Origin of the sequence: uncultured Ruthenibacterium sp. (assembly GCF_963558415.1) — a bacterium.
GTDB lineage: Bacteria > Bacillota > Clostridia > Oscillospirales > Ruminococcaceae > Ruthenibacterium.
This window is the reverse complement of sequence record NZ_CAUWGY010000078.1, coordinates 1-11275: the sequence shown is the minus strand read 5'-3', so window position 1 is coordinate 11275 and position 11275 is coordinate 1. Positions and strand designations below refer to the sequence as shown.

Below are 11275 nucleotides of genomic sequence, written 5' to 3'. Positions count from 1 at the left end.
GAAAGTAACGTTGTAAAATGTTCGTCGTAAAGATCCCAGATTTTAAGAAAGAATTTGACGTCAAAGTAAAGTTGTAGAATCGTGTCATGGCCCTCTCCGGTGCGATGGTCCTTCAACCATTCTTCAGCGGCGGAGGAAAAGGAAGGGAGAATATGTGCAAACTCTTTTTTTCCGTCAGGGAAAAGAAGTGTGCGTTCCTTCTGGTCTAAAAGTTCCTGACGTAAGGCCAGCCATGCCCGATTGATTTTGAGAAGCGCCTTTTTTAGTTTGCTAGCTTCTTTTCCCAACATTTTTTTGGCCTTAGAAAAATCTGTTTTGCATAATCGTGCGGAATACATATTTCTTGATCGATCAACCAGATTATGTGCTTCATCTACAAGAAAGATGAAATCACCGCCATCGCTAAAAAATCGCTTCAAACTGACAACAGGATCAAACAAATAGTTGTAGTCACAAATGATGCAATCACACCAGTTGGAAAGATCTAAAGACAGTTCAAACGGACAAAGCTTGTACTGTTCAGCAAACGACAAAATGGAATCCCGTGTGAATTCATCGGTTTGTGTCAAAAATTGATACAAAGCGTCATTGATTCGGTCATAATATCCTTGGGCAAATGGGCATGCTTCCGGGGTGCATTCCGTATGCTCCATGGGACATATTTTCTCTTTCGCGGTCAGGGTGAGCGTTTTCAATCGAAGCGTATTACAACTGTGAGAGCGCATTTTGGAGAGAGCTTCTTCTGCTGCTTGCCTTGTAATGGTTTTAGCAGTCAGATAAAAAATGCGCTCTCCTTGTTCTTCGCCCAGTGCTTTTAAGGCGGGAAATAGAGTAGATATGGTTTTTCCAATTCCGGTGGGAGCACAAGCAAACAAACGACCTTTTTCGCAAATTGTAAGATAAACTGCACGAGCAAGACGATATTGTCCAGGACGATAATCCGAAAAGGGAAATGTCAAAGAACGCAAACTATTATTTCGAACTTGACGCCAGGTAGTCTCTAATTCGGCCCACGGCGCATAAAGACGAAGGGTCTGCGTAAGAAATTGTTGAAGCTGTGAACGGGAAAACGTCTTTTGGTATCGAATAATTTCTTCCGTGTCCACCTGATAATAAGTAAGCTGTATCACGACATTTTCAAGTTCTTTTTCTTCGCATAAAAAAGTAGCGTAACATTTGGCCTGCGCCCAATGCATGGGATTGAAGTCCTCGGTAAGAAATTCCGTAGGTACCGTAGTCGTTTTTATTTCATCAATAATATAGTTCCCATTTTCCTCAATCACACCGTCTGCACGGCCTTCGAGTAAATAGCTTTTACCGTCGACTTGGCGGAGTGAACGAAAGAAAACTTCGGAATGATAATTTTCACCAGCAGATTTTTGAAGTTTTCTGTGAATGCGGCTGCCTTCGTTGGCGCGGTCAAAACCGGAGAACCGACTATCGATGCTTCCGCACCGAAGCACAAATTCTACAAGATTTCGTACAGAAAGTTTGATTGCATCCATTATTTATCTCCATAAACCAAAGTATAACCGAATCCACGACCCTTTTTAGAATACCATGGAGCAATCGATGCGGCAAGAGAAGTTTTTATCAAAAAATGTTTGACAAGTGAACACTGTTTCGTTATAATGTAGAACAATAACACAAAATGCAGTGACGGAAAGCAGTAGCATGTTCCGCTGTACGAAAGAGAGCCGCCGGTGGTGTGAGTGCGGTGTACAGTCCATGTGAATCTCGTTCCATAGCAGCCTTGTCGAAAGCTATGTGCTAGTAGGGAAGGACGGAAACCACCGTTATCAGGTAAGCGCGTCTGTCATCAGGCGCGTTGAGCGGCTACTGTTGATCAGTGGCAAGCAGAGTGGTACCGCAGAGTGCTTTTTAGCCTTTGTCTCTGAATGTGAGGAGACATGGGCTTTTTTATTTTGTAAGAAGGGGGCGTATCTGAATGTTGATGACAGGCGCGGATATTTTTGCAGAAGTTTTGGTGGAACAAGGCGTAGATACGCTGTTTGGGTATCCAGGCGGCGCTGTGCTGAATCTTTACGACGCTCTTTACAATTATAGAGATAAGATCCATCATGTGATGACAGCACATGAGCAAGGAGCTGCTCATGCTGCAGATGGGTATGCACGTGCTACAGGGAAAACAGGTGTAGTGCTGGCGACCAGCGGACCGGGCGCAACGAATCTTGTGACAGGAATTGCAACGGCTTATATGGATAGCATTCCAATGGTAGCAATTACTGGTAACGTAGGAACTTCGCTGATTGGAAAGGATAGTTTTCAAGAGGTCTATATTACAGGAATCACGATGCCAATTACTAAGCACAATTTTGTGGTCCGAAAGGTTGAAGAGTTGGCGGATATTTTACGCGATGCATTCCGCATTGCACAGACAGGCAGAAAAGGCCCCGTGTTAGTGGATATTCCTAAAGATGTTACTTCAGCCAAGGCGGAATTTTATCCACAAAAACCGCAGGTGCCTGTATATAATACATCTATTGAAAAAGAAGCTTTGGAACATGCAGCCGAAATGATCAACTCGTCTCAAAGACCTATTATTTATTTTGGTGGTGGTGTATCCGCCTCACAGGCAGGAGAAGAGCTTCTGGCTTTGGCGCAAAAGGCAGAAATTCCTGCGGCATATACCATTATGGCCGCTGGGGTGTTAAGTTATGGCGATCCATTGAATCTTGGCCTCTTAGGAATGCACGGAAACCGGACTACTAACTGGGCAGTCAATGAGGCGGATTTGGTCTTGGCAATCGGGACACGATTTTCAGATCGTGTAGCTTTGAATCCGGGACAGTTTGCGAAAAAGGCGAAGATTTTGCAAATTGACATCGATCCAAGCGAAATCAATAAAAATGTAGATGTGAATTACAGCTTGATTGGAGATGTAAAACAAGTTTTGCAGGCACTTTTGCCATTGGTAAAATCTGCAAAGCATCCGGATTGGATGGCAATTGTTCAGTCTTGGCAAGCACAAGATTATCATCCCAAAAACAGCGATACCAGAATCATGCCGCATCAGCTTATTGGTAAGATTTGTGAGCTGGCAGGTCCGGACGCGGTTTATGTTACAGATGTAGGACAGCATCAAATGTGGGCAGCACAGTATATCCGCCATGTTCGTCCCCGCAGTTTTTTGACCAGTGGTGGCCTTGGCACTATGGGATTTGGATATGGTGCTGCGATTGGAGCCAAGTTGGCGGTTGGAGATCGACCGGTCATTCATTTAACAGGAGATGGCTCTTTCCATATGAATTTGAATGAAGCTTGCACAGCGGTCAGCTACGAGCTTCCCATCATTACTGTTATTTTTAACAATACGGTTTTGGGTATGGTTCGTCAATGGCAGACAGCATTTTATGATAAGCGTTATTCAAGTACAGATCCACATCGAAAAACCAATTATGTAAAGTTGGCGGAAGGGTTTGGCGCAAAGGGTTATCATTGTGAAAGTGTTGAAGAATTTTCTGCGGCTTTTGAACAGGCACTTAAAAGCAAAGGGCCGGTTTGGATTGAATGTGTGATCGATAAGGATGAAAAAGTGCTTCCAATGATTCCGGCAGGGGGAACCATTGAAGATATGATTATGGATTGAGGAGGCGGAAAGATGCAAAAGGAAGTATTGAGCATTTTGGTTGATAACCATTCTGGTGTTTTGACGCGTGTTGCTTCTTTATTTGGCCGCCGTGGATTCAATATTGATAGCCTAACGGTTTCAACAACAGACGATCCGAAAACGTCTCGTATCACAATTGTGGTTCATGATGACGCGAAGGTGCTGGAACAGATTATTAAGCAGACGGCTCGTCTTGAAGAAACACAGAAGATTTTTTCATTGGATCCATCCCACAGTTTGTTCCGTGAACTTTTGCTAGTGAAAGTTGAGGCCGATGAAAAAAAGCGAAGTGAAATTCGAGAAATCGCAGAAATTTATAAAGCCAAAATTATTGACTTATCTCGTGAGAGTATGGTAATGGAGTTGACAGGAGAGCCAGATAAAATTGATGGATTTTTAGATGTACTCTCTCCGTATAAAATCCTGGAAATGTGCCGTACAGGTGTAACTGCGCTGGAACGTGGCGGAATTCAAGAACATCCCAGTGTCAAATAAGTATCTTCAGGCATGGAAAACCATGCCCTTTGGTAAAAAAAATATAATTTATAGAGGAGTAATGCATTATGATCAAAAAGTACTATGACAGCGACTGCAATCTGGGCTTACTGGATGGAAAAACGGTTGCCGTGATTGGTTTCGGCAGCCAGGGACATGCTCATTCGATGAACTTGGCCGAGAGCGGTGTAAACGTTGTGGTCGGTTTGCGAAAAGGCAGCGGTCATTGGGAGAAAGCGGCTAAATTTGCGGAAAGTCATGACAATTTTAAAGTCATGGAAATTGAAGAAGCCGCAAAAGCGGGCGACGTTGTAATGATGCTCGTTCCGGATGAATTGGCTGCGGACATCTATAATAAACAGGTGGCTCCTTATATGGAGGAAGGCAATGTTCTGATGTTTGCCCATGGTTTCAATATCCATTTTAATTTCGTTCAGCCGGCAAAAAATCTGGATGTGATCATGGTAGCTCCGAAAGGTCCTGGCCACACGGTTCGCAGCCAGTATGTAGAGGGAAAAGGTGTTCCTAGCTTGATTGCGGTATATCAGGATTATTCTGGAAAAGCAAAGGACATTGCTCTGGCTTATGCATGTGGAATCGGTGCTGGCCGTGCAGGTATTTTGGAAACCAGCTTCCGCGAAGAAACCGAGACCGATTTGTTCGGTGAGCAGGCGGTTCTGTGCGGTGGCGTGTGTGAATTGATGCATGCGGGATTTGATACATTGGTGGAAGCGGGCTATGAGCCCGAGATGGCATATTTTGAATGCATTCATGAAATGAAGCTGATCGTTGATTTGATCAACGAGGGTGGTTTCGGAAAAATGCGGTATTCGATTTCCAATACGGCCGAATATGGCGACTATCGCACAGGCAAACGCTTGATCACTGAAGAGACCCGCAAAGAGATGAAGAAGGTTTTGTCAGAGATTCAGGATGGTACATTTGCTAGCGAGTTCATGCAGGAGATGAGCCCTGCGGGCGGCCGCAAGGCAAAGTTCCTCGCAACGCGTCGTCGTGAGGCAGAACATCCGGTAGAGAAGGTTGGCGCTGAACTGCGCAAAATGATGAGCTGGCTGCACAAATAATATAAAAAAGAACCGCTGGAAATCCAGCGGTTCTTTTTTATTGATCGGCAGCCTGTGCTTTGAGCTGTTCAATAAATTGTTTGGCGGTACGGGGGCTTCTTCCGCCGGCGCGTAACGCAAAAGCTTCTGCTTTTGTCATCAGCACATCCAAGGGAAGCTCAATGTCATAGAGCACAGCAAGATTTTCCACAATGTGAGCGTACAATGTCTTGTCAGGCCGAGAGAAGGTAACGGTCAATCCGAACCGGGCCGATAAGCTGAGAAGTTCCTGCATAGTATCTGCCAAATGAATTTCATCCCCATCTCTGTCGGCAAAGCTTTCTTTGATTAGGTGCCGCCGATTGGAAGTTGCATAGATGGCTAGATTTTTTCCTCTACTGGAAACGCTTCCTTCAAGAATGGCCTTTAAAGCCGAGAAATCATTGTCATTGGAAGAAAAACTCAAATCGTCAATAAAAAGAATAAATTTTAGAGGATTGTAGCTCAAGCGTTCTACAATATCCGGAATTTGGTAAAGCTGTGCCTTTTTTACTTCAATTAAACGCAGCCCATCTGAAGCAAACGCATTGGCAATGGCTTTGACCGTACTGCTTTTTCCTGTGCCAGCATCCCCATATAAAAGAACGTTGCTAGCAGGTTTTCCGGCTAACAGAGCCTGTGTATTGGCAATTACTTTTCCGCGTTCTTCTTCATAACCGGATAGTTCATCCAGCGATTGAGGATCGGGATGGCGCACCGGTACCAATTCACCATTGTGTACGGTGAAAACATGATAACGTGCAAAAATTCCATATCCGCGTTTAGGAAGTTCTTGAAGACGCTGACGATACGTTTTTTCAAAATCAATCGATTGTGTGTACCAAAGAGCCGGACGATCCGAAAGTTCAATCATTTCGGGGGACAAGAGAGAGAGTTGCTGCAAAAAAGAAAGTTCTTTCGAAAGACATTCCTCCATTGCGGGATCAGTCAAGTGAGTACGGCACAAAGATTGAACGTAGATGTTTTCGTCTTCCAAAACGGCGTCTAGCAAAAATTGACTCCAGTTGGTTGTATGGCGAAACAGTTCGGCCGCAAATGCACCATATGCGCTGGAAAGTGCAAAAATGTCGTCTGTGGGGGCCTTGAGAAGAATGTCCAACTTTTCAAGAACTGGATTTTTGAGAAGGTCTCGAAAAATCACAAGACTATGTAGTTTTATACGTAGCATATCATGTGTCATGATGGTCCTCTTTTCGGTTCGTTTTTTTTAGTATACAGCAAAAACCAGGGAGTCCGCAATGTTTTTACTTGGCAAACCGGAGTCAAAGTGATAGAATATTACCTAATATGTATACTGGGAGTGGGAAGATGCTGACGCTGGACAAGATTTATCATGCCGCTTATGTTTTAAAGAAAATTGCACGAAAAACGGATATGATTGCTGCTCCGCTGCTAAATACGGAAAGCAATATCTTTTTGAAAACTGAAAATTTACAGGTAACAGGCAGTTTTAAGGTGCGTGGTGCTTATTATAAAATTAGCCAGTTGAGTGAGGAAGAAAGGAATAAAGGAGTTATTGCGTCCAGTGCAGGCAATCACGCTCAGGGAGTGGCCTTAGCTGCCAAAGAGAATCATATTCCATGTACGATTTGTATGCCGGATGGAGCGCCTATTAGCAAGGTGGAGGCGACCAAATCTTATGGAGCTACCGTGTGTCTAGTAAAAGGAGCCTATGATGAGGCTTATGAATATGCCTGCAAATTGCAGAAAGAAAAAGGGTATACTTTTATTCATCCTTTTGATGATGACGAAGTGATTGCTGGACAAGGAACGGTCGGTTTAGAAATCTTAGATCAACTGCCTGATGTGGATGTAGTCTTGGTCCCTGTAGGCGGTGGCGGACTGGTCAGTGGTGTAGCCTATGCAATCAAACATTTGCGTCCGGAATGCAAAGTGTATGGAGTGCAGTCTGCTGGTGCACCCAGTATGAAGGATTCCTTAGAGCAGCATAAAATGCTGACGTTGGATAGTGTGTCGACTTTTGCTGATGGAATTGCGGTTAAGCATCCTGGCGATTTGACTTATGAGCTGGTCAATGAATATGTGGATGGAATTGTCACAGTGACGGATGATGAGGCGGCGGCCGCAGTTTTGGCATTGATTGAAAGACAAAAGTTGATTGCAGAGGGCGCGGGTGCCGTAGCTGTTGCGGCGGCAATGTATAATAAAGTAGATATCAAAGGCAAAAAAACAGTTTGCCTTTTAAGTGGTGGCAACATTGATGTGAATATCCTTAGCCGAGTAATTGCCCGTGGCTTGATGATGGCTGGCCGTTCCAGCACATTGACCATTGCGCTAGAGGACAAACCAGGACAACTTCAGGGAGTTAGCGAGGTTATTAGTCGGTGTGGCGGAAATGTAGTCAGCGTACATTATAGCCAGGCGGATACCAATATGAGAATCACCAGTTGTTATCTGCATATTGGTATGGAGACAAGAGACCACGCTCAGGTAGAGCAGATTAAACAAGAATTGACAAAAGCCGGATTTAGCATTGTGCAGACAACAAATGGATAATAAAAAGACCTGTGAGATATTCTCACAGGTCTTTTGGTATTATAAGGAAGACAAAATAGCATCTTCTAAACGAGAAAGCTCTTGTTTTTGTTCTTTTTCCCGACAAGCAAATCCATAACAATCCTTTAACGAGGTTCGAGCCTGTTCTGCTTCTTTATAAAGTTTGGTTGCTTGCGCGAGAAGATCGCGGGACGCCTTTTGATTGAAGCGAATTCTCTTTTTTCGTGCGACAAGTCCCTCATGATTCATGAAGCGTGTGGCATGTATGGTTCTTTGCTCTGTGAACTGAAGTGGAAAATATGAAGAAGAAAGAACGAAAGCCACTTGTTGCTTGGGAAGAATGATATGGTCAATTTTGTCAGGCGGATCCAATGGGCAATGACAGGTGATAACAGAGTGTTTCAACTCCAAAGCATTTTTACGCAATTCTTTCATTAAGATTCTTCCGACCGCTCCGTAGGGATCGTCTAGGACGATGATGTTTTTGGCTAATTTTGAAATGGTTTGATCAAAAAAGACGATTCCGTTCGGTGTGATGGCACTCAGTAAACGAATGTCTTCTTGGGCCCCCTGGCCCGGATGAGGAAAATAGCGATGGGAGAGTGTGCGTGCAAAGCGTTGAACCTTTTCAACGTCCGTACAACAAAGCGCAGAGCGTTCAGTATCCTTTAAAAGACAGGCCGCGGCTGAAAGATAGCGGGCGGCACGTTCTGAAGCATGTCGATTTGTATCAGAAAGTTCTGCAATCCGTGCTCGCTGCTTGGAAAGAATGTTCGAATCTAAAAATGAGTAGAAGGGTACAATTCGTTCAAAGGCAAGGGGATAATCCGGTTCCAAATTGTGGGGCCCCGTTGCGTCGAATGCGGCAAAGTGTAGATGTGGACATAGAATGCCATCTAGACAAGACGGATCGGCAGAACAGTGAATGCGCTCGATCGTTTCGCCGCTGTTGAGTAATTTTTGGCTGATTTGTGAGAGAAGTCTGGACTTTCCACAGCCCGGACCAGATTTGAGCAGAAGAACCGTCCCTTGTTCCAACTGTGGGTACGCATTTTTGAAGTAATTGTGGAAACCAGTGGGAGAAAGAGATCCCAGAAAAAAATCAAGCGCTTTTCCCGGCATATAGCAACCACCCCTTTTGTTCCATCTTATGTGGAAACAAAAAGTTTGCTACAAAAAATATGAATTTATAATGAATTTTCAGAATAAGTGTGAGTACATATCTCTTGGATTTTCTCTCGAATGGCCACAAAATCGGCAAACGCTAAGGGCTTATTGCCAGGGCTACGTAGAAGTGCAGCAGGATGCAGCGTAGCGGTAAAATATGTTTCTCCTTTTTTTACCCAGGTGCCGTGTTCTTTCATTACACTGAAATCGGGCCGAATAATACGTTGTGCGGCAATTCTTCCCAGACATACTACAATTTTGGGGCGAATGATACGAAATTGTTCGCGTAAATATGGAATACAAGCGTCCCACTCATTGGGCAAAGGGTCCCGGTTTTGGGGAGGACGACATTTTACGATATTCGTGATAAAAATATTCTTCTTACGATCCAAATGGATAGCACTGAGATACTGGTCCAATAATTGGCCAGACCTCCCTACAAAGGGAAGTCCTTGCTCGTCCTCGTGTTGACCGGGTCCCTCTCCGATGAACATGACCTCGGCCTGTGGATTCCCAGTCCCAAAAACAACGTGAGTGCGCGTTTCACAAAGTCCGCATTTGCGGCAAGCAAGACATGTTTTTTGAAGTGTTTCGAAATCCATGGAACCATCCTTTTCTATCTTCTCTTTTTTAAATTATAGCATATTACCCTTGCAGTTTGAAACACAGGTTGCTAAAATAAAGATGAACCACAAAGGAGGATGTATGTATATGAAAATTTTAGTTGAAACTTCTGCGCGCCATGTTCATGTAACCAAAGAGGATTTGGAGGCGTTGTTTGGTGCTGGATATGAATTAACAGTTAAGAAAGAGCTGTCTCAGCCGGGGCAGTATGCTTCCAATGAACGCGTAACAGTGGTTGGACCCAAAAAATCTTTGCCGAATGTGTCCATTTTGGGACCGGTTCGTTCTGCCACACAGGTTGAACTGAGCTTGACGGATGCACGTTCGATTGGCATTGTGGCTCCTGTGCGTGAGTCCGGTGACATTGCTGGTTCTGCTGGCTGCAAATTGGTGGGACCTGCTGGTGAAGTGGAGATTCAGGAAGGCGTGATTGCAGCAAAACGTCATATCCACATGACTCCGGAAGATGCGGAAAAAGCCGGTGTAAAGGATAAAGAAATTGTCAAGGTTGCTACGGGCAATGAAGGACGTAAAGTTGTGTTTGATGATGTTGTGATCCGTGTTAGCGATAAATTTGCAACAGCTATGCACATTGATACGGATGAGAGCAATGCGGCTGGCGGCCCCAACAGCGGTGAGATTATCCGCTAATTTTTAGAAGTTATTTAAAGCGGCAGTTTTTTAAACTGCCGCTTTTGTTTTTGAAAAATTGAGGGTTTCAGATACATTGTGGAGACAAAGTAGCGATAAAATGTGTTTAAGAAACGGGGGGAAACACATGACAACGGTTTTGCAGAGTCCGGAAATGCCTTGTACTTCACATTCTCAAATTTCAAAAAGCAGTGAACATACGAAAAACAAAGCAAAAATAAAACATTTTCGCTGGATATTATTGTTGGCGCTTTTAACAGTATCGCTTACCTTTGGTGCAAATCGTTTCTTAACAGTAAAAGGATATATTTTAGATCCTTTGCGCGTAGAACCGGTCATGCAGTTACCGGAATTGCCAAATGGTTGCGAGGCTTCTAGCTTAGCTACAGTTCTTCAATATTATGGTTATTCTGTGGACAAGTTGGATTTGGCCTATGGATATATTCCAAGAGCAGATTTTTGGGAACAGGACGGTGTCCGATATGGAATAAATCCGGAGAACGCATATCCAGGGGATCCTGCGACCGGAAGAGGATTTTATTGTTTTGCGGAGCCCTTGGTGGAAGGAGCCAATCAATATTTAAGCGAACAAGGCAGCTCCTACTATGCTTATGATATTACTGGTGTTACCGAGGCGGGACTGCGACAATATTTATCGGAAGAAATTCCCGTGATTGTATGGATTACGATTGATGGAGAGCAGCCACGCGAAGGAAGCTTTGAATGGGTTGACGAGCGTTCTGGAGAAACAATTCGTGCACTGGCCAATGTACATTGTGTAGTATTGACCGCTTTGGGAGAAAGCAAGTGCGTATTGTCCGATCCACTTAATGGAGAAAGACTTATGGATAAAGAAGATTTTTTGACTTCTTTTTTAGCGCTTGGAAGTCGGGCGGTTGTGATTCATGATTGATAAGTTGAAAAATCAGGTGAGGCTTTTTCTTGCAATTTGAACAGGATTATATTATAATGTGATTTGTTACTGGACAGGCGAGGTGTGTACTGTTCGGTATACAGAGGGCGGGCCCTGTGCGACGGGGCTCCATGAACCATGTCAGGCGGGGAA

Annotated in this window: 10 protein-coding genes and 1 other annotated feature; of the genes, 6 read left to right on the top strand and 4 right to left on the bottom strand. The window is 44.2% G+C overall.

What is annotated here, in order from left to right; genetic code table 11:
- Window positions 1-1505, bottom strand: a 1505-nt coding sequence (locus tag AB5H98_RS10950; RefSeq protein ID WP_367925936.1) for a DEAD/DEAH box helicase, incomplete at its 3' end; no start/stop codon positions are given.
- 142 nt (window positions 1506-1647) lie between these two features.
- Window positions 1648-1899 (top strand) — a binding site (T-box leader).
- A gap of 49 nt (window positions 1900-1948) precedes the next feature.
- Here AB5H98_RS10950 and ilvB point away from each other — a divergent pair.
- The 3 genes from ilvB (at window position 1949) to ilvC (ending at window position 5211) form a co-directional block, all read left to right on the top strand.
- Window positions 1949-3610: a biosynthetic-type acetolactate synthase large subunit gene (gene ilvB / locus AB5H98_RS10945; RefSeq protein WP_367925935.1), complete on the top strand. Its 1662-nt coding sequence runs from the start codon at window positions 1949-1951 to the stop codon at window positions 3608-3610.
- A gap of 12 nt (window positions 3611-3622) precedes the next feature.
- The gene (gene ilvN / locus AB5H98_RS10940; RefSeq protein WP_367925934.1) at window positions 3623-4126 is read left to right on the top strand and encodes an acetolactate synthase small subunit; all 504 of its coding nucleotides are present in this window, start codon (window positions 3623-3625) and stop codon (window positions 4124-4126) included.
- Between the two features lie 68 nt (window positions 4127-4194).
- On the top strand, window positions 4195-5211 hold the full coding sequence (gene ilvC / locus AB5H98_RS10935) for a ketol-acid reductoisomerase (RefSeq protein ID WP_367925933.1): 1017 nt from the start codon (window positions 4195-4197) through the stop codon (window positions 5209-5211).
- A gap of 37 nt (window positions 5212-5248) precedes the next feature.
- Here the strand turns inward: ilvC and AB5H98_RS10930 are convergent, their stop codons facing one another.
- On the bottom strand, window positions 5249-6430 hold the full coding sequence (locus AB5H98_RS10930; protein WP_367925932.1) for an ATP-binding protein: 1182 nt from the start codon (window positions 6428-6430) through the stop codon (window positions 5249-5251).
- A 128-nt stretch (window positions 6431-6558) separates the two neighbouring features.
- On the opposite strand from AB5H98_RS10930, the gene ilvA reads away from it, so the two are divergent.
- Window positions 6559-7767, top strand: coding sequence for a threonine ammonia-lyase (ilvA, locus tag AB5H98_RS10925; RefSeq protein ID WP_367925931.1), 1209 nt, complete (start codon window positions 6559-6561; stop codon window positions 7765-7767).
- 39 nt (window positions 7768-7806) lie between these two features.
- On the opposite strand, the gene AB5H98_RS10920 is transcribed toward ilvA, so the two are convergent.
- Both AB5H98_RS10920 and AB5H98_RS10915 read right to left on the bottom strand, forming a co-directional pair.
- Complete coding sequence (locus AB5H98_RS10920; RefSeq protein ID WP_367925930.1) at window positions 7807-8604, bottom strand: hypothetical protein; 798 nt, start codon at window positions 8602-8604, stop codon at window positions 7807-7809.
- Window positions 8605-8954: 350 nt separating this feature from the next.
- Entirely contained in the window at window positions 8955-9536 is a 582-nt protein-coding gene (locus AB5H98_RS10915; RefSeq protein WP_367925929.1) for a uracil-DNA glycosylase family protein, read from the bottom strand.
- A gap of 109 nt (window positions 9537-9645) precedes the next feature.
- On the opposite strand from AB5H98_RS10915, the gene pduL reads away from it, so the two are divergent.
- Window positions 9646-10209: a phosphate propanoyltransferase gene (gene pduL / locus AB5H98_RS10910; protein ID WP_367925928.1), complete on the top strand. Its 564-nt coding sequence runs from the start codon at window positions 9646-9648 to the stop codon at window positions 10207-10209.
- Window positions 10210-10336: 127 nt separating this feature from the next.
- Window positions 10337-11122, top strand: a complete 786-nt coding sequence (locus AB5H98_RS10905) for a C39 family peptidase (protein ID WP_367925927.1) — start codon at window positions 10337-10339, stop codon at window positions 11120-11122.
- Window positions 11123-11275: the final 153 nt, after the last annotated feature.

What these genes read in the sequence shown, in the direction of transcription:
- ilvB (WP_367925935.1), top strand. Translation starts at nt 1,949, where the DNA reads ATGTTGATGACAGGCGCGGATATTTTTGCAGAAGTTTTGGTGGAACAA.
- AB5H98_RS10930 (WP_367925932.1), bottom strand. Translation starts at nt 6,430, where the DNA reads ATGACACATGATATGCTACGTATAAAACTACATAGTCTTGTGATTTTT.
- ilvC (WP_367925933.1), top strand. Translation starts at nt 4,195, where the DNA reads ATGATCAAAAAGTACTATGACAGCGACTGCAATCTGGGCTTACTGGAT.
- ilvA (WP_367925931.1), top strand. Translation starts at nt 6,559, where the DNA reads ATGCTGACGCTGGACAAGATTTATCATGCCGCTTATGTTTTAAAGAAA.
- pduL (WP_367925928.1), top strand. Translation starts at nt 9,646, where the DNA reads ATGAAAATTTTAGTTGAAACTTCTGCGCGCCATGTTCATGTAACCAAA.
- AB5H98_RS10915 (WP_367925929.1), bottom strand. Translation starts at nt 9,536, where the DNA reads ATGGATTTCGAAACACTTCAAAAAACATGTCTTGCTTGCCGCAAATGC.
- ilvN (WP_367925934.1), top strand. Translation starts at nt 3,623, where the DNA reads ATGCAAAAGGAAGTATTGAGCATTTTGGTTGATAACCATTCTGGTGTT.
- AB5H98_RS10905 (WP_367925927.1), top strand. Translation starts at nt 10,337, where the DNA reads ATGACAACGGTTTTGCAGAGTCCGGAAATGCCTTGTACTTCACATTCT.